This is a genomic window from Rhodococcus sp. MEB041, assembly GCF_030208955.1.
GTDB lineage: Bacteria > Actinomycetota > Actinomycetes > Mycobacteriales > Mycobacteriaceae > Rhodococcoides.
The window spans coordinates 105,291-122,616 of the sequence record NZ_JARVSZ010000004.1 but is presented as its reverse complement, the minus strand read 5'-3'; the positions used below and the strand labels follow the sequence as shown (position 1 = coordinate 122,616).

Annotated in this window: 15 protein-coding genes and 1 tRNA gene; 6 read left to right on the top strand and 10 right to left on the bottom strand. The window is 68.2% G+C overall.

What is annotated here, in order from left to right; all coding sequences use genetic code 11:
• Positions 1 to 135: 135 nt before the first annotated feature.
• Both QRN16_RS12545 and QRN16_RS12540 read right to left on the bottom strand, forming a co-directional pair.
• Positions 136 to 588: a hypothetical protein gene (locus QRN16_RS12545; protein WP_285187269.1), complete on the bottom strand. Its 453-nt coding sequence runs from the start codon at positions 586 to 588 to the stop codon at positions 136 to 138.
• A 38-nt stretch (positions 589 to 626) separates the two neighbouring features.
• Positions 627 to 1,232: a hypothetical protein gene (locus QRN16_RS12540; protein WP_222638994.1), complete on the bottom strand. Its 606-nt coding sequence runs from the start codon at positions 1,230 to 1,232 to the stop codon at positions 627 to 629.
• Between the two features lie 193 nt (positions 1,233 to 1,425).
• On the opposite strand from QRN16_RS12540, the gene QRN16_RS12535 reads away from it, so the two are divergent.
• The 4 genes from QRN16_RS12535 (at position 1,426) to QRN16_RS12520 (ending at position 5,100) form a co-directional block, all read left to right on the top strand.
• Positions 1,426 to 2,031, top strand: coding sequence for a TetR/AcrR family transcriptional regulator (locus tag QRN16_RS12535; protein WP_222646892.1), 606 nt, complete (start codon positions 1,426 to 1,428; stop codon positions 2,029 to 2,031).
• Positions 2,032 to 2,183: 152 nt separating this feature from the next.
• On the top strand, positions 2,184 to 3,800 hold the full coding sequence (locus tag QRN16_RS12530; protein WP_222638929.1) for an MFS transporter: 1,617 nt from the start codon (positions 2,184 to 2,186) through the stop codon (positions 3,798 to 3,800).
• Positions 3,801 to 3,895: 95 nt separating this feature from the next.
• Positions 3,896 to 4,717: an alpha/beta fold hydrolase gene (locus tag QRN16_RS12525; RefSeq protein WP_285187264.1), complete on the top strand. Its 822-nt coding sequence runs from the start codon at positions 3,896 to 3,898 to the stop codon at positions 4,715 to 4,717.
• Positions 4,714 to 5,100 (top strand): VOC family protein, encoded by a 387-nt coding sequence (locus tag QRN16_RS12520; protein ID WP_285187262.1) that lies wholly within the window; start codon positions 4,714 to 4,716, stop codon positions 5,098 to 5,100. The genes QRN16_RS12525 and QRN16_RS12520 overlap by 4 nt, the downstream gene beginning before the upstream one ends.
• Positions 5,101 to 5,164: 64 nt before the next feature.
• Here the strand turns inward: QRN16_RS12520 and QRN16_RS12515 are convergent.
• The 3 genes from QRN16_RS12515 to QRN16_RS12505 form a co-directional block, all read right to left on the bottom strand.
• Positions 5,165 to 5,240, bottom strand: a tRNA-Thr gene (locus QRN16_RS12515).
• Between the two features lie 62 nt (positions 5,241 to 5,302).
• Positions 5,303 to 6,490: a DNA polymerase III subunit delta' gene (locus tag QRN16_RS12510; RefSeq protein ID WP_285187260.1), complete on the bottom strand. Its 1,188-nt coding sequence runs from the start codon at positions 6,488 to 6,490 to the stop codon at positions 5,303 to 5,305.
• Between the two features lie 11 nt (positions 6,491 to 6,501).
• On the bottom strand, positions 6,502 to 7,455 hold the full coding sequence (locus QRN16_RS12505) for a DUF808 domain-containing protein (RefSeq protein WP_222647574.1): 954 nt from the start codon (positions 7,453 to 7,455) through the stop codon (positions 6,502 to 6,504).
• 32 nt (positions 7,456 to 7,487) lie between these two features.
• Here QRN16_RS12505 and QRN16_RS12500 point away from each other — a divergent pair, with 32 nt between their 5' ends.
• The gene (locus tag QRN16_RS12500) at positions 7,488 to 8,615 is read left to right on the top strand and encodes a type IV toxin-antitoxin system AbiEi family antitoxin domain-containing protein (protein ID WP_285187257.1); all 1,128 of its coding nucleotides are present in this window, start codon (positions 7,488 to 7,490) and stop codon (positions 8,613 to 8,615) included.
• Here the strand turns inward: QRN16_RS12500 and QRN16_RS12495 are convergent.
• The 4 genes from QRN16_RS12495 to QRN16_RS12480 form a co-directional block, all read right to left on the bottom strand.
• Positions 8,612 to 9,160 carry a mycothiol transferase gene (locus QRN16_RS12495; RefSeq protein WP_285187255.1) on the bottom strand — a complete coding sequence of 183 codons (549 nt, stop codon included), beginning with the start codon at positions 9,158 to 9,160 and terminating at the stop codon, positions 8,612 to 8,614. The genes QRN16_RS12500 and QRN16_RS12495 overlap by 4 nt on opposite strands.
• Before the next feature lie 62 nt (positions 9,161 to 9,222).
• Complete coding sequence (gene topA, locus QRN16_RS12490; RefSeq protein WP_222633345.1) at positions 9,223 to 12,171, bottom strand: type I DNA topoisomerase; 2,949 nt, start codon at positions 12,169 to 12,171, stop codon at positions 9,223 to 9,225.
• A 167-nt stretch (positions 12,172 to 12,338) separates the two neighbouring features.
• A complete protein-coding gene (locus QRN16_RS12485; protein WP_222638935.1) occupies positions 12,339 to 12,926 on the bottom strand; it encodes a hypothetical protein in 588 nt (195 codons plus the stop codon).
• A 128-nt stretch (positions 12,927 to 13,054) separates the two neighbouring features.
• Complete coding sequence (locus QRN16_RS12480) at positions 13,055 to 13,258, bottom strand: cold-shock protein (protein WP_005248460.1); 204 nt, start codon at positions 13,256 to 13,258, stop codon at positions 13,055 to 13,057.
• A 344-nt stretch (positions 13,259 to 13,602) separates the two neighbouring features.
• On the opposite strand from QRN16_RS12480, the gene QRN16_RS12475 reads away from it, so the two are divergent.
• Complete coding sequence (locus tag QRN16_RS12475; RefSeq protein ID WP_285187578.1) at positions 13,603 to 15,897, top strand: DEAD/DEAH box helicase; 2,295 nt, start codon at positions 13,603 to 13,605, stop codon at positions 15,895 to 15,897.
• On the opposite strand, the gene QRN16_RS12470 is transcribed toward QRN16_RS12475, so the two are convergent.
• Positions 15,894 to 17,231: a cytochrome P450 gene (locus QRN16_RS12470; protein ID WP_222647571.1), complete on the bottom strand. Its 1,338-nt coding sequence runs from the start codon at positions 17,229 to 17,231 to the stop codon at positions 15,894 to 15,896. The two genes, QRN16_RS12475 and QRN16_RS12470, sit on opposite strands and share 4 nt — an antisense overlap.
• Between the last annotated feature and the right edge of the window lie 95 nt (positions 17,232 to 17,326).

The following is a 17,326-nucleotide window of genomic DNA, read 5'->3' as shown; positions in this document are numbered from 1 at the left end:
GTCGCCCTCCTTGCGCCTCGGTCGATCCGGTCGAATGTGTTCATCGACAACCAGAGTCGTCGAGCTGACCGACCGCTGCCAGTGCCTGCGTGCACCGGATACGGTGACACTGTCATCGACCGGTCATGACAGATGTCACGGCGTCAGCCGGTGCTCACTGCGTCGCCCGAGGACACTGGGCGTCCTTCTCCGGCAGTAACTGTCCAGCACGGACTGCGGCATGCCCCGATTCACCAGGAACGTCGGTTGGTCGAGCCCCGTACCACCGGGGCCGCCCGGGTTGAGCAACAGCACCCCTCGCCGTTCCTCCGGCTTCTGGGAGGGCAGCCGAGAGATCATGACGTCGATCTGTCCAGCGTCGGGGTCGTCGTAGTCGATCGGCACGGGCACCGACGCGCACTGCAGGCGCGACGGTTCCTCCGCTGGGTCACCGACGTCGTCGGGACATGAGGACCACTCGAGGTCGGGCATGGAATATGGTTGCTGCACTGCAGCATCGGGCTGAGACGCGGTGGAGGTCGTCGAGCAGCCGACGAGAACGAGGCTGATCGCGGCCACCGCAGCGGTACGCGTGTCGTATCGGTTCACGGGATGTCCATTCGGTAGCAGAGGTGGCCGACGGCCGATCAGTTGCCGGCGGCGTCGAGCCAGTGATAACGCAGTCGCAGAGCGCGTTCCGTGCTGCCCACGGCGGCACCGACGGTGGAGGCGACCGTCGACCACGTCGGCAGATCGATCGGTGCGGCGATGACACCGACCGACTCGGCGATCGGCGGAATTCGAGACACCGTCTCGACGAGATACACCGCGAGCGACAGGACTCCGCTGAGAACGAGGGCGATCGAGACGACGCCGATGACCGAACTCGCCGCGGGGTGCCGCCTGTCGAATCGGGCCCGGCGCCCTTCGGCCGAGCGAGGGTCGGGGCTCAGCTGCCGCTCGCTCCCGTCAGCGGAGACGAGATGGCACCGCTTGACACCGAAACCACTCATCGCGACCTCGATGCGGCCGTCCTCGACGGGGAACGCGGCGGGCAGTGCCGACCGTGCTTCGCACAGACCGTCTCTGTACAGATCGGCCGTGACAGAACCGGAGGCCTGGTCCTGCCAGTGTCGGATGTCGACGGACCATTCCGGCTCATGGGGGCCCGACGGTGGGAGATGAAACAGCGCACGTCCCAGCAACTGCCACCATCGGAACGGCTGCAGTGCTCGCCCGTCGCCGGGTCGCACCCAGACGAGCCGCGCGGCGGCGCCTGACTCGATCGAACATGATTCGCTCCTCTTCCGCCGGCCGTGCCACTAGCACGCTGTACTGTCGCGAACGATGGCGACGACGCTAGCACACCGTGCTAGCACATTGTGCTGGTCGCGTGATCGGTCCTGCTCAGAGCAGGAACGAGCGCAGAGGAACAGAGGGGACGCGATGCCGACACCGGACGAACCCGGCCCGGACACGCGGGCGCGGATACTCATCGCTGCCTGCGAGATGATCGGTGAGGATCCGGCGTCGACACTCAGCGTGCGATCGGTCGCCGCGCGCGCCGGAGTGAGCATGGGATCTCTCCGTCATCACTTCCCCACCCAGCGCGCACTGCGCGAGGCCGTTCTCGCCACGATCTACGACGTGGTGACACCGGACGCCGACGTCATCCACGACCGATCGATACCAGCTCGGGATCGCCTCGTGCGCTGCCTCGAGCAGGTTCTGGTGCCTGCCGTCGGTGCGCAGGCGCGGCGCGCGTTGATCAGCACCGTCGAGGCGTTCGCAGTACCCGAACCCACCGCAGACATCCGAGCCGCCTACGCGTCCTTCGCCGAGGAAGCGCAACGGAGAGTCGAGCAGTGGCTCGACATTCTCGCCGCCGAAGGTGCAGCGCCACAGGGTGATCAGTCGCTGAACGCCGCGTTCCTCAACACGGTTCTCGACGGCCTGTTCTGGGACCGGGCGATGCCCACCGATCCCGCCACGCTGCACCGAGCGACCGCCATTCTCCAGCATGCAGTGGATTCGGTCCTCACGCCGCCGTGACCACGTCGAGGATGTGGCTCGGGCTTCATCCTCACCGCGAGGAGGCGGATGGACGACCCGTGCTGCGCCGTCTCGACACCGCCCGGTGGTCGTGATATGCCTGGCGGCATCGTCGCCACCGCGCACGCATCGACCGACCGGAAGGTCCACCCATGACCGCCGACCTCGCCGCAGGCCCCGACACCCACTCGTCCTCAGCATGGGCGCCGCTGCGTGGCAGGGTGTATCGCACGCTGTTCATCGCTCAGCTGGTGTCGAACATCGGCCTGTGGATGCAGACGGTGGGATCACAGTGGTTCCTGGTGGAGCAGAACAGCAGCGCGACCGTGGTCGCCCTCGTGCAGACGGCCAGCCTGCTGCCCACCTTGTTCTTCGCCCTCCTCGCCGGCGGACTCGCCGATCTGCTCGATCGGCGCAGGTTGTTGATCGCGATCAGCACGTACACCGCCGTCGCCGCGACGGCCACCGCGGTGCTCGCCTTCACCGACGTGCTGACCCCGATGATGTTGCTGGCGATGACGTTCCTGCTGGGGTGCGGCTCCGCGCTGTCGTCTCCCGCATGGCAGGCCATTCAGCCGGAACTGGTCCCGGCCGAACAGATCCCGGCAGCATCCGCCCTGGGCGGCGTGACCGTGAACGGTGCGCGCGCCGTCGGCCCGGCCATCGGCGGCGTGATCGTGGCTGCGGCCGGACCCGCCGCGGTGTTCGCCATCAACGCCCTGACGTTCGTCGTCATCATCGGCGCGCTCGTCTGGTGGCGTCGGCCCGCAGACGACCGGTCCGTCGACCGAGAGCGCCTCGGCAGGTCCATGCTGACCGGGCTGCACTACATGCAGTCCGCACCGATCGTGCGCCGGATCCTGCTGCGCTCGGCCCTGTTCGCCTTCCCGGCATCGGCGCTGTGGGCCCTGCTGCCCCTGGCCTCGTCGCGCCACCTGCACTTCGGCGCGTCGGGGTACGGGCTCGTCCTGGGAATGCTCGGTGTCGGCGCAGTGTCCGGCGTGGCGCTCTACCCGCGGTTGCGACAGTCGATGTCGGGCAACGCCGTGCTGGCACTGTCCGCGGTCACCTATGCCGTCGGCGTCGTCTCCGTGGCCTACCTCCCCGCCGGCGCGGCCGTCCCGTTGCTGCTGCTGTCGGGCGCCGCGTGGATCGCCACCCTGACCACACTCAACGCGGCGATTCAGCTCTCTCTCGCGCACTGGGTGAGAGCTCGGGGGATGTCGATCTACCTGTTGGTGTTCATGGGCTCCCAGGCGCTGGGCTCGTTCGTCTGGGGTCTGGTCGCGTCGCACGTCGGTTTCGCTGCGGCGCTACTGATCTCGGCGGTGCTCTTGGTGGTCACCGCCGCCAGCGTCACGGTCCTGCCTCTGCGCGCCGACACCGGCACGCTGCCGCGCGGGGTGTCGACGGCGTGGCCGACACCGATGGTGATGTTCGAACCCGAACCCGACGACGGCCCCGTGGTCGTCTCGGTGACGTACCGGGTGCGGCCCGACTCGACGACCGACTTCGACCGCGCCATGGCGGCCGTCGGGAAAGCTCGCCGCCGGACCGGCGGGTACTCCTGGGCACTGTTCAGGAACGGCGAGGACCCGTCTCTGCGTGTCGAGCAGTTCACCGCCCGGTCGTGGGGCGATCTCGAGCGGCAGCACCGTGAGCGCTGGACCGAGTCGGATCACCAGCGGATGACCGAGGCTCTGTCCTACACGGTGACCGGTACGACCGAGAAGGAGGAACACCTGTTCGGCGTACCGGCCGACCGGTAGTGCGAGACCCCGGCCGGACGTGACGACCCCCGGTCAGGCGTGCAGGAACCTTGTCGTCAGCCACTGATCGGGACCCACGAAACCTGGAGGTCGCCATGCCCTACATCACCACCACCGACGGAACCGAGATCTACTACACCGAGCAGGGCACCGGAAAGCCCGTGGTGCTGAGCCACGGATGGCCGCTGTCGTCGGATGCCTGGCAGGTCGAGCTCAAGCTGCTCGCCGACGCCGGCTACCGGGCCATCGCCCACGATCGCCGCGGACACGGCCGGTCGTCCAAGACCTACACCGGCAACGACATGGACACCTACGCCCGTGACCTCGCCGAGCTCGTCGAGGCTCTGGATCTGCAGGAACTGACGTTGATCGGCCACTCGACCGGCGGCGGCGAAGTCGTCCGCTACGCCGCCCAGCACGGCGGATCCCGCGTCGCCCGCGTCATCACTGCCGGCGCCGTCCCGCCCATCATGCTGAAGTCGGAGTCCAACCCGGAGGGCACCCCGATCGAGGCACTGAACGACATCCGCGACGGCGTGCTGACCGACCGCTCGCAGTTCTACCAGGATCTCGCGCAGCCGTTCTTCGGCGCCAACCGTGACGGCGCCGCGGTCTCGCAAGGCGCGATCGACGACTTCTGGCGTCAGGGAATGCTCGTCAACCTCGCTGCCGCCTACGACTGCGTGAGAGCGTTCTCCGAGACCGACTTCACCGAGGATCTGAAGGCGCTGACGGTCCCGATCTTCATCGCCCAGGGTGACGACGACCAGATCGTCCCCATCGCGGCGGCGGCCCTGAAGTCCATCGACCTCGTCCGGGACGGCACGTTGAAGGTGTACCCGGGCGCACCGCACGGCATCTACGGCGACTACCAGAAGGCCCTGGACGCAGACATTCTCGACTTCCTCGCCCGATGACCACCCCCCTCGCCCTCGGGCCCGTCGGCAACGTCTTCTACTTCGTCGACGATCTCGAAGCCGCAGTCGAGTGGTACTCCGCCCGGCTGGGTCGCACACCGATCCAGCGGGGCGGGGCACTGGTGGCCTTCGACATCGACGGGGTGCGGCTCACGCTGCACGAGAACGACGACTACAACTCGTCCGGGCCGGCAGGAGTCTCCGCCTACTGGACCGTGACCGACGTGGATGCGATCGTCGCGGACTGGACAGCCCACGGAGCGGTTGCACACCGGGGACCCAAGACGGTCTTCACCGGTGAACGTCTGTGCCAGCTGCTCGATCCGTTCGGCAATCTGTTCTCGGTGCGACAGGCTCCCGCAGAGATGGATGTCAACGGCTAGGACAGGGGATCAGAGACCAGAAAAGCGGCCACGCGTATCGCGAGGCCGCTTTTTCTGAACTGTGTGGAGCCGCCTAAGAGAATCGAACTCTTGACCTTTTCATTACGAGTGAAATGCTCTACCGACTGAGCTAAGGCGGCGCGGCTCCCGGAGGAGCCATCGCAAGTTTAACCGGTCCCCCCGCCCGAACCCAAAACGGGGGTCAGCGGGCCGCCGCGCCCAGTGTGGCGACCATCGCGTCGACCGCGAACTTGGGCTTGACGTTCATCTCCAGGGCTTCGCGGCACCGGAGGATCGCCTCGATGCACTGCAGCAAAGACTCGGGAGTCGACACCGAGGCGAGGCCACGGGCCTGGTCCTCCATGTCGGGGTGCGTCATCGTCGACGAGGCGCCGTACGACTGTGCGAGAGCGTCGCGGTACAGCCCGGCGAGGTCGATGAGTGCCCGGTCCAGCGAGTCTCGACCGGTTCGAGTGCGCCTCGACTTCTGCCGCTGTTCCAGTTCCTTGAGCACGCCGGCGGATCCGCGCAGCGCGCCCGCTGCACCCTTGCCGGTGCCGCCGGCGCCGAGGGACGTCCGCAGTTCGTCGGTCTCCCGCTCGTCGCGGTCGGCGTTGATCTGCACCGCGTCGGACTCGGCGGCCTTCACCAGTTCTTCGACCACCGCGTACTGGGTGGCGGGGCGGAGCGCCGCCTTGGCGATGCCCAGTGCCCGCTGCCGTCGCTCGCGTGCCTCGGGGTCCGTCGCCAAGCGGCGCGCGCGGCCCACGTGTCCGCCGCCCACCGAGGCGGCCCACGCGGCGGTCTTCTCGTCCAGGCCGTCGTTCTCCCGCAGTACGCGTGCGATGTCCGCGGGTTTGGGCGTCACCAGAGCCACGTGCCGGCAGCGCGAGCGGATGGTGACGGCGATGTCCTCCGGATCCACGGACGGTGCGCAGAGCAGGAATATGGTGCGGGCCGGCGGCTCCTCGACCGCCTTGAGGAGCGCGTTGTAGGCGCGCTCGCCCAGCCTGTCCGCGTCCTCGATGACCACGATCTGCCACGTCCCCGTGGTGGGGCGACGCGCTGCCATCTGCACCACCTCGCGCATCTCCTTGACCGAGATGCTGAGGCCCTGCGGCACGATGCGGCGCACGTCGCCGTGGGTGCCGTGCATGGTGGTGGTGCAGGCGTGGCAGTGGCCGCACCCGATGACGTCCGGATCCGTGCACTGCAGCGCAGCCGCGAAGCAGACAGCGGCGATGGAGCGGCCGGACCCGGGAGGCCCGGTGAACAGCCACGAGTGCGTCATGCGGGAACCGATGTCACCCTCACGCGCAGCCGCCGCCGCGTCGGACAGCTCGGCGACCACCTCGTGCTGACCGACCAGCCGTTCGAACACTCCCGCCATGGGAGGAGAGCTTAGTGCTCCTGTGCGACAGCCCCACCGCGACGCTTGGCCAGCAACGAGGACACCCCGGTCATCACGGCCACGACGATGGAGCCGACGACGAGACCGATCAGCGCGGATGCCAGCGTGTTGACGATCCAGGCCAGCACACCCCCGATACCGGCGACGTCGTGGACCGCGTCCTCCATGTGGTGGACGAACTCGTAGATCGGGTGGAAGCCCAGCTCGTCGATGCCGTTGAGCAGGATGTGGCCGCCGACCCACAGCATCGCCGCGGTGCCCACCACGGACAGCACCGCCATGACCTTGGGCATGCCCTTGACCAGGCCGCGCCCGACGGTCTGCGCGATGCCCGACGAGGTGTCGGCCAACCGGAGACCGATGTCGTCCATCTTCACGATGAGACCGACAACGCCGTAGACGAGGACGGTGATCACCACGGCGACGACGGCCAGGATGATCAGTCGGCTCCAGAAACCCTCGGCGGCGATGGTGTCGAGCGCGATGACCATGATCTCGGCGGACAGGATGAGGTCGGTGCGCACAGCTCCGGCGACGACAGCGTCCTCGTCGCGAGGTCCGTCCTCCTCGTGATCGTGAGCGCCGTGTCCGGAGATGGCGCCCCAGATCTTGTGCATCGCTTCGTAACTGAGGTAGGCACCGCCGACCATGAGGATCGGCGTCAGCAGCCACGGCAGGAACTGGCTCAGCAGCAGCGCGATCGGCAGGATGATGAGCAGCTTGTTACGGAGCGACCCGAGGGCGATGCGACGCACGATGGGGAGCTCACGTTCGGCGGCGAGGCCGCGCACGTACTGCGGCGTCACGGCGGTGTCGTCGATGACCACACCGGCAGCCTTGGCCGTCGCCTTGCCTGTCGCGGCACCGACGTCGTCGATCGACGCCGCCGCCAGCCTGGCAAGCGCTGCCACGTCGTCGAGCAGGGCTACGAGTCCGCCGGCCATCAGTACTCCCGAAGTAGGTCAGTGGTTCGAGAGTGAGAGTACCGCTCCAGGGGTGGGCTCGGCCGCGCATCTCGCAGCAGTTCGCGCAGGCCCTGGACCGTCGCGAACTGCCGAGAGGTGCGCGTACATTCTCCATCCCCAGCCTGTGGATCACGGCCGACGACTCGAGGCCCGCATCGCGCACCCTTCGATGCATGTGTCTGATCCCCCGAGCCGATCTCCGACGACGCGGCGTGTCCGACGGTGAGATACGCGCTGCTGTCCGGTCCGGTTCGATCGTTCCCGTGCGCCGCGGCGTCTACGTCGATCCGGCGACGACCGACTTGTCCGACGACCGCACCCGCCGACTGCTCGAGCTACGCGCCGCCGTCCTCTCCTCCGACAGCGATCTGGTGGTGAGCCACAGCTCGGCAGCGCTGGTCCACGGCATCGACCTGTGGCCCGACATCGATCGTCGAGCACACCTGACGGCGAATCGATCCGGCGGTGGTCGGGCCGGCACGTCGCGCGTCGTGCACGCATCGCCACTGCACCCGGACGACGTGACGACGGTCGACGGGGTGCGTGTCACCTCGCTCGCCAGAACAGTCGTCGACCTCGCCTGTAGTCGGCCGTTCGAGTCCTCGGTCTGCTCCGGCGATGCTGCTCTGCGCCGAACATCGGCGGACGATCTGGCTGCGACGCTGGTCCGAGCGCACGGTCGTCGCGGGATCGACAGGGCGCGGCGGGCCATCGCCTTCATGGACGGTGGCGCCGAGAGCGTGGGTGAGTCTCGGAGCCGGGTCTACCTGCACCGGCACGGCCTCCCCGCTCCTGCGCTCCAATGCGACGTCCTCGACGAGAGCGGACGCTTCGTGGGACGGCCGGACTTCCTGTTCGACGGAGTGATCGGCGAGTTCGACGGGCTTGCGAAGTACCGCGAGTACGGGGATGCAGCGGATGTGGTGATCGCCGAGAAACTGCGCGAGGACCGGTTGCGCTCACTGGAGTGGCGGATCGAACGGTGGACGTGGAACGACCTGGCGACGTCGGCTCTCGCCGATCGTCTCCGCGCAGCGCTCACAGCAGCAGAAGGACGCGCACCCCTCGGCAGTACGCGCAGGCACGGGACGGTCGCGAACTGCGGGGAGGTGCGCGTCCAGGACGGCAATCGCGCCTAAAACTCCAACCCCATGTCACCCGCCACCACACCCATCGTCGACTGCCCGTCCAGAGCCTCGCGGAGGATGTCGGCGTGCCCGCTGTGGTGGGCGATCTCGCGCAACAGGTGCAGCAGTACGCGCCGCGCGGTCCACCAGATGCGCTCCGGCGCCCACGGTGCGGTGGGTTGCGGGATCAGGTCATCGAGGCTGCCGAGCGCGGCGATGCACTGCTCCAGCGCGCGGCCGGCGGAGTCGAGTTCGGCCAGCACCTGTTCGATCGACTCGGGCACCTCGGGCTCGCCCGATCCCGAGAAGTCGACGGTCGAGTTCTCGTCGCGCTCCTCGAGCATGGTCACGTTCCCGCGGATCACCGACGCGACGTGCGCGATCAGCGAGGCGAGCGTGAACTCACTGACGGTCGTGCGCCGACGCGCCTGCTCATCGGTGATTCCCCGCGCCGTGATCGCGAGCATCCCGCGCTGATCGGCCAGGATGGTGACCAGATCGAGCTTCTCGCCCGTGACGTCGACCGACGGCCCCACGGATGTGTACGTCCCCGCCATGATGTGCCCCTCTCCTCGTGTGTGAGGAGAACGCTAGGGGCAATCGCGGACAGGTGCGGTCCTCAGGACTCGGCGGGCGGCGTCTTCTTCGCAGCGGTCTTCGTGGCGGCCGCCTTCTTCGCGGGAGCCTTCTTGGCCGGCGTCTTCTTCGCTGCCGCCTTCTTGGCGGGAGCCTTCTTCGCCGGCGCCTTCTTGGTGGCCTTCTTCTTCACGGGCCCGCGAGCGCGACGATCCGCGAGGAGTTCCATGGCCCGCTCGTCGGTGATGGTGCCCACCTCGTCGCCCTTGCGCAGGCTGGCGTTGGCCTCACCGTCGGTGACGTACGGACCGAAGCGGCCGTCCTTGATCACCATCGGCTGACCGCTGACAGTGTCCACACCGAGTTCGCGCAGCGGCGGCGTGGCCGCACCCTGACGTCCGCGACGCTTGGGCTCGGAGTAGATCTTCAGAGCCTCCTCGAGGGAGACGGTGAAGATCTGGTCCTCGGTGGCCAGCGAGCGGGAGTCGGTGCCCTTCTTGAGGTAGGGACCGTAGCGCCCGTTCTGCGCCGTGATCTCTTCCTTGCTCTCGGGATCGACGCCCACCACGCGCGGCAACGACAGCAGCTTCAGCGCGTCGTCCAACGTGACCGTCGCGAGATCCATCGACTTGAGCAACGAACCCGTTCGCGGCTTCGGGGCGGTCGCTTTCTTGGCGGCCTTCTTGGCGGGAGCCTTCTTCGCCGCCTTGGTGGCCACGGCGGTGCCGCCGCCCCCATCGGACGAATGCTGTTCCACCGGAACGATGTCCGGGGTGGGCTCGGGCTCCTCGGGGATGACCTCGGTGACGTACGGCCCGAATCGTCCTTCCTTGGCGACGATCTCGTGACCCGACAGCGGGTCGACACCGAGCTTGCGACCCTCCTGCGGAGTCGCGAACAGCTTCTCGGCGAACTCGAGCGTCAGCTCGTCCGGCGGAAGGTCGTCGGGCAGGTTGGCGCGCTGCGAGATCGGATCCCCGTCGGGATCGTCCGGGTTCTGCACCATCCGTTCGAGGTACGGGCCGTAGCGACCGACGCGGACGTGTACGTCGCGACCTTCGGAGTCGTCGAACAGGTGGATCGAGTTGATGACGCGAGCGTCGATGTCCTCGAGGTTCTGGCCGACCATCTTCTTCAGTCCGCCGGACCGTGCGACCGACCCCTCCGTGCCGTTCTCACCGCCGAAGTAGAAGGCGGACAACCAGTCTCCACGTCGTTCGCGGCCACCGGCGATGGCGTCGAGGTCGTCCTCCATGCCTGCGGTGAAGTCGAAGTCGACCAACCGGCCGAAGTGCGCCTCCAGCAACGCGATCACGGAGAACGCCACCCACGACGGCACCAGGGCGCTACCGCGCTTGTAGACGTATCCGCGGTCGAGGATGGTCTTGATGATCGACGAGTACGTCGACGGGCGACCGATGCCGAGTTCCTCGAGCGTCTTGATGAGCGACGCCTCGGTGAAGCGGGCCGGTGGGTTGGTGGTGTGACCGTCGGGATCGAGACCGGTGGCCGTGACCGCCTGTCCCTGCTCCAGAACCGGCAACCGGGACTCGGCGTCGTCGGACTGTCCCCCGGCCTGGTCGTCGACACTCTCGACGTAAGCCTTGAGGAAGCCGGCGAACGTGATGGTGCGTCCCGACGCGGCGAAGGTGCACTCCTCACCGGTACCCGCGGTGCCCGAGATGCGCAGCGACAGAGTGGTTCCGCGCGCATCCGCCATCTGGGAGGCGACGGTGCGCTGCCAGATGAGTTCGTAGAGGCGGAACTCGTCGGTGTCCAGCGAGCTGTGCAGTTGGCCCGGTGTCGCGAAGGAATCACCCGCGGGGCGGATGGCCTCGTGCGCCTCCTGCGCGTTCTTCACCTTGCGGGTGTACTGCCGCGGGGTGTCGTGCACGTACTCGGGGCCGTACAGCTCGGTGGCCTGACGACGTGCGGCATCGATCGCCGACGCCGACAGGTTCGTCGAGTCGGTACGCATGTAGGTGATGTAGCCGTTCTCGTACAACCGCTGCGCGATACGCATGGTGCGCTCGGAGGACATGCGGAGCTTGCGCCCGGCCTCCTGCTGCAGGGTCGAGGTCATGAACGGGGGGTACGGACGCCGCGTGTACGGCTTGGACTCGACCGACGCGACGGTCAGATCGACACCGTCCAGAGCCTCGGACAACCGGCGTGCGCGCGCCTCGTCGAGAACGGTGACGCCCTCGGACTTGAGTTTGCCGTCGGCACCGAAGTCGCGTCCCGACGCGACACGAGAGCCGTCGACGTTGACCAGGCGCGCACCGAACGCCCGCGGCGTCGCCTCGGCGCCGGCGTCGAGCTGCGCCGAGATGTCCCAGTACTCGGCCGATCGGAACGCCATGCGCTCACGTTCGCGCTGCACGATGACACGTGTGGCCACCGACTGGACGCGGCCCGCCGACAGCTTCGGCATGACCTTCTTCCACAGCACCGGCGAGACCTCGTAGCCGTACAGGCGGTCGAGGATGCGGCGCGTCTCCTGGGCGTCGACGAGGTCGGTGTCCAGTTCGCGGGTGTCGGCGGCGGCGGCAAGGATGGCCGGCTCGGTGATCTCGTGGAAGACCATCCGTCGAACCGGAATCTTCGGCTTGAGCGTCTCGAGGAGATGCCACGCGATGGCCTCGCCCTCGCGGTCGGGGTCGGTGGCGAGGTAGAGCTCGTCGGCGTCCTTGAGCAAGCTCTTGAGCTCGGCGACCTTGCCCTTCTTCTCCGGGCTGACGACGTAGAGAGCCTCGAAGTCGTGGTCCACGTCGACACCGAGACGAGCCCAGGACTCGCCCTTGTACTTGGCCGGAACGTCTGCAGCACCACGCGGGAGATCTCGGATGTGCCCGACCGAGGCCTCGACCACGTAGTTCTTGCCCAGATAGGGCGCGATCTTCTTGGCCTTGGTGGGTGACTCGACGATCACGAGACGCCGAAGCCCGGACGCGCCGGACGACGAGTTCCCCGTGCTGTCTCCTGCTGCCACCTGCTGCCGAACCTTCCTGGTCCCCGCGAGAGGGAACCCGTTCACCTGCGTCGATACCCCGAACCGTTCGAAGCCGACACACTACAGAGTGACACACACGTGCAACTCGTATGTGACACCGCGGCCCATCGACCATCGGTGACCTCCGTCCGAGTCCCCCTCTTCCTCTACACGAGGACGGGCCACCCGCCCGCGGCGAGAGCGCCCGGTGGCGGCTCGCCGATGTTCTCGATGAGCCTGGTCACTCGACGTCGACCGGTGATCCGGAGTGCCGGCGTCCCTCCGTGGGTTCCCACCAGAGTCGGCGCCACACCGGCGCGCATCAACGACTGGGCGAGCACCGGATGCGTGTCGGGGGCGTGCGGATCGAGTCCGAGGACGAACCGGGCGCCGCCTGCCTCCTGCCGTCCCGCCGCGACCACCCAGGCCCGCAGGGCGCGCGGTCCGGGCACCCAACCCCCGGGCACCGCCTTCACCGCTCCCCGGACCCACTCCGCGGCGAGCGACGCCAGCTCGGGCACCGGCTCGGTCCGGACCAGTGGCCGTCCCTCGTCGGTCGTCGTGATCTCGGCGTCGAAGCCGCACGACTCGATCAGGTCGGCCACCGCGTGGGCACGCCAGGTGGCGTCGACGACGACGGAGATGCGCGTGCGCCCGGACACGATCACGGGCTGACCCTGCGCAGCCAGCAGCCCGGCGAGGTCGGCCGCGTCGGGCGGCGTCGACTCGGCGGAGAAGAAGGACAACTGGCTCACGATCGCGACAGTAAGCCACGAACGCCCCGCCGGCGTGGTGTCCGCGACGCAGTGTCACGGAAACGAGACGTCCCCCGCCACCTCGGAAGGCGACGGGGGACGTGTCGGTAGAGACTGTCCGATCGAGATCAGACGGCGCGGACGCCCGTGGCCTGGGGGCCCTTGGTGCCCTGTCCGACCTCGAACTCCACGCGCTGGTTCTCCTCGAGGGTGCGGAAGCCGCTGCCCTGGATCTCGGAGTAGTGGACGAAGACGTCAGCGGAGCCGTCCTCGGGTGCGATGAAGCCGAAGCCCTTTTCGGCGTTGAACCACTTCACAGTTCCCTGTGCCATGCTTGTCTATCCTTTTCTTGAACACCGGATGCGATGAACGGCACTTACAGTCCATCGGGCCGGTTCCGACCGCTGTGATGATCCCCCCCAAGAGTCACCCCGTGGGCAGAGCTTCACGCACCGCGCTCGCAACATTAGATCCTGCGAGCGTGAAAACGAACACAGAAGCTGCGACCGAGAACAGTGAACCACGTCGGACGGCGGCGCGACAGTCGACGAGACAACAACTTCGTAAATATCCTCGCGGGCTCTGTCCGCCCGTTCTTCTACGATCGACACGAGCACCGAGGGAGTGAGAGACAGTGAGCACGACGACCGACGCACCGGCCTCCTCGTTCGGCGGAATGCTGCTCGGACGAGCGCTGGCGGGAACGCCGCCGGGAGAGTCTCCGCTGACCCACGCGGCGGAGCTGCCGGGACGTGAGTCCCGGTACGCCGCATGGCCGCAGTGGCTCGAGCCCGCGGTCGTCGAGGTCTTCCAGGACTGCGGGATCCCGCAGCCGTGGACCCACCAGGCAGAGGCCGCGTCGCTCGCGTGGTCGGGCCGCAACGTGGTGGTCTCGACGGGCACCGCGTCGGGCAAGTCGCTGGCGTACCGGATGCCCGTGCTGTCCCGTCTGTCGACCGACGCGCGTGCCACCGCGCTCTACCTCGCGCCCACCAAGGCGCTGGGAGCGGACCAGCTTCGGGCTGCAGTGGACATGACGGACTCGCTCGCCGCGCGGGGCTTCCCGGACATCGCACCGAGTGCGTACGACGGCGACACACCCCTCGAGGTGCGCCAGTGGGCCCGGGCGAACTCACGGTGGATCTTCACCAACCCCGACATGCTGCACATCTCGCTGCTCAAGGGCCATCAGCGGTGGGCGCACTTCTTCCGCAACCTGGCGTACGTCGTCGTCGACGAATGTCATTCGTATCGCGGGGTGTTCGGCTCCAACGTCGCCCTGATCCTGCGACGACTCCGGCGCATCGCCGCGCGCTACGGCGCCGCGCCCGTCGTCGTTCTCGCCAGCGCCACCGCGTCGAATCCCGGGGCTGCGGCCAGTCGCCTGGTCGGTGCACCGTGCGAGGAGATCACCGAGGACGGATCTCCCCACGGTCCCCGGACCGTCGCCCTGTGGGAGCCACCGCTTCTGGACGTCACGGGTGAGAACGGGGCGCCGATCCGGCGCGCCGCCGGTTCCGAGGCCGCACGCATCATGGCCGACCTCGTCGTCGAGGGCGCCCGAACACTGACGTTCGTCCGTTCCCGACGCGGCGCGGAGCTGACGGCACTGGGTACCGCGCGGCTGCTCGCGGACGTCGATCCCGATCTGCCGCAGCGCATCGCGGCATACCGGGCCGGATACCTCGCCGACGACCGCCGCGAACTAGAGCGGTCGCTGTCCGACGGCACCCTGCTCGGCGTGGCCACCACCAACGCACTCGAGCTCGGCGTCGACATCGCGGGGCTCGACGCCGTCGTCGTCGCCGGCTTCCCGGGGACGGTCGCGTCGTTCTGGCAGCAGGCCGGCCGCTCCGGTCGCCGCGGCCAGGGATCGCTGGTGATCCTGGTGGGCCGGGACGACCCGCTCGACACGTACCTCGTGCACCATCCGGCCGCGTTGCTGGACAAGCCCATCGAGGCGACGGTCACCGATCCCACCAACCCCTACGTGCTGGGGCCACAGCTGCTCTGCGCGGCCATGGAACTCCCGCTGACCGACGACGAGGTGATCGAGCTCGGCGCTCAGGACGTCGCGCAGTCCCTCGCGGACCAGGGTCTGCTCCGCCGTCGGCCGCACGGGTGGTACATCACCGCGGACGCGACCCCCCATGCGGCGGTGGACATCCGGGGCGGTATCGGGTCGCAGATCGCGATCGTCGACGGCTCCACCGGACGCATGCTCGGCACCGTCGACGCCGGCCGCGCGCCCTCGACGACCCACCCCGGCGCTGTCCACATCCATCAGGGCGAGTCGTTCGTCGTGGACACGCTCGACTTCGAGGAAGGCCTCGCGGTGGTGCACCCCGAGGAGCCCGAGTGGACCACCTCGGCGCGCGAGATCACCGACATCGTGATCGAGGACGTGCACGAACAGCAGTCGTACGGGGAGGTCGACGTCGCGCTGGTGCAGGTCCAGGTGAGCCACCAGGTGGTCGGATACCTCCGCAGACTGCCGTCCGGAGAGATTCTCGACTCCGTGGAACTCGACATGCCGATGCAGGAACTCCACACGCGCGCAGTCATGTACACGATCACGCCGGAGTTGCTCGAGTCCGCCGGCGTGACCGCCGAACGTGTCCCCGGGTCGCTCCACGCGGCGGAGCACGCGGCCATCGGTCTGCTGCCCCTCGTCGCGACATGCGACCGATGGGACATCGGCGGCGTGTCGACGGCACTGCACGCCGACACCGGCCTGCCGACGGTCTTCGTCTACGACGGGTACGACGGTGGCGCCGGATTCGCCGACCGCGGCCACGCCGTCATCGGCACCTGGCTCTCCGCGACCCGCGAGGCCATCGCGTCGTGCGAGTGTGTCTCGGGGTGCCCGTCCTGCGTGCAGTCACCCAAGTGCGGCAACGGAAACGATCCGTTGGACAAGGACGGCGCCGTGCGCGTGCTCGACGCCGTCCTCGCCTGTCTGGAGGGTTAGGCAGACACGGTGGCCGGTTCGCCGAGCGCCACCGGTAGCGTGCGGAACCCGTGCAGCACACGGGTGTCCCGCTTGACGCCGGTGCCGGCGGACGACAGATGCGGGAAGCGGTCGAACAGCGTGCGCAGTCCCACCTCGCTCTCAGCGCGCGCGAGTGCGGCGCCGAGGCAGTAGTGGCGCCCACCCGAGAACGACAGGTGCTTGTTGGCGTTGGACCGACCGACGTCGAAGGTGTCGGCGTCGTCGAAGACCTGCGGGTCCCGATTACCGGCCGCGAGGACGCACACCACCAGATCGCCGGCCTCGAGGTCCATGCCTTCGAGGGTGACGGAACCCTTCGCGACGCGGGCCGTCATCTGCACCGGCGACTCGAGCCGCAGCATCTCGTCGACGGCCGTTCCCCACAGCGACGGATCGTCCTGCAGTCGCGCGAGCTGGTCGGGGTTGTTCATCAGCAGATTGATGCCGCTGCCGAGCAGGTTGACCGTCGTCTCGAACCCTGCCGCCAACACCAGACCCGCGGTGGCGCGGAGTTCCCGATCGTTCAGGTACACCCCGTCCTCGGACGCCGCGATGAGCTGACTCATCAGATCGTCGCCCGGGTTGTCGCGCAATCCCGCGATGTGGGTGGCGAGCCACCGGTCGAAGCCCTCGAGGCCCTGCTCGACCTCGCGGAACTGCGACCACGTCAGACCGACGTCGAGACTGGGCGCCGCGAGTTCGCCGAACTCGAGCACCTTGTCGCGGTCCGCCTCCGGCACGCCGAGGATGTCACCGATGACGGCGACCGGAAGCTTGGCGCAGTACGACGACACGATGTCGACCGTGCCGCCGCCCGCGGCCACGAGTTCGTCGAGAAGCGTGTCGGCCACCTGCTGCACGTTGTCGCGCATCGCGTTGACGGCGCGCGCGGTGAACACCGACGACACCAGCTTGCGGTAGCGGGTGTGCGAGGGCGGCTCGACCGACAGCAGCGACGGCGGCGCCAGCGGGTGCAGAGCGGCGGTTCGGGTGCGACGCTCGATCGCCCGCAGCGGCTTCGGGAGATTGCCGCCCACGACGACGGTGCGGTAGTCGTCCGAGCGCAGGAGGTCGAAGATCAGCCCGTGGTCGACGGTGAGGTAGGCGACGCGGCCCTTGACGATCTTTCCCCGGTCGCGAATCTCCTGGTAGACGACACCGGGGTTCGCGCGAGTCACCGGATCGGCGATGAGCTTGGCCTGCGGGTCACCGATCTTGATGCCGCGTTTGGCGAAGAAGCGCACCACTCCGTGCACCGCGAACCACCGCAGCCGCGATCGTGCCTCGTCCTTGACGTCCGCCACTCTCGACATTCCGATTCCCCCGATGCTCGGCCTGCGATAACCCGGTTGCGCGTTACCGCACGTCACACGTGTGACTCACCTCATGATGCGCCGGTCACGACGCC

Bases quoted from the DNA above. Each gene is read 5' to 3' on its own strand.
- QRN16_RS12520 (WP_285187262.1), top strand. From the start codon at position 4,714: ATGACCACCCCCCTCGCCCTCGGGCCCGTCGGCAACGTCTTCTACTTC.
- QRN16_RS12510 (WP_285187260.1), bottom strand. From the start codon at position 6,490: ATGGCGGGAGTGTTCGAACGGCTGGTCGGTCAGCACGAGGTGGTCGCC.
- QRN16_RS12495 (WP_285187255.1), bottom strand. From the start codon at position 9,160: ATGGCGGGGACGTACACATCCGTGGGGCCGTCGGTCGACGTCACGGGC.
- QRN16_RS12530 (WP_222638929.1), top strand. From the start codon at position 2,184: ATGACCGCCGACCTCGCCGCAGGCCCCGACACCCACTCGTCCTCAGCA.
- QRN16_RS12525 (WP_285187264.1), top strand. From the start codon at position 3,896: ATGCCCTACATCACCACCACCGACGGAACCGAGATCTACTACACCGAG.
- QRN16_RS12475 (WP_285187578.1), top strand. From the start codon at position 13,603: ATGCTGCTCGGACGAGCGCTGGCGGGAACGCCGCCGGGAGAGTCTCCG.
- QRN16_RS12470 (WP_222647571.1), bottom strand. From the start codon at position 17,231: ATGTCGAGAGTGGCGGACGTCAAGGACGAGGCACGATCGCGGCTGCGG.
- QRN16_RS12480 (WP_005248460.1), bottom strand. From the start codon at position 13,258: ATGGCACAGGGAACTGTGAAGTGGTTCAACGCCGAAAAGGGCTTCGGC.
- QRN16_RS12505 (WP_222647574.1), bottom strand. From the start codon at position 7,455: ATGGCCGGCGGACTCGTAGCCCTGCTCGACGACGTGGCAGCGCTTGCC.
- QRN16_RS12535 (WP_222646892.1), top strand. From the start codon at position 1,426: ATGCCGACACCGGACGAACCCGGCCCGGACACGCGGGCGCGGATACTC.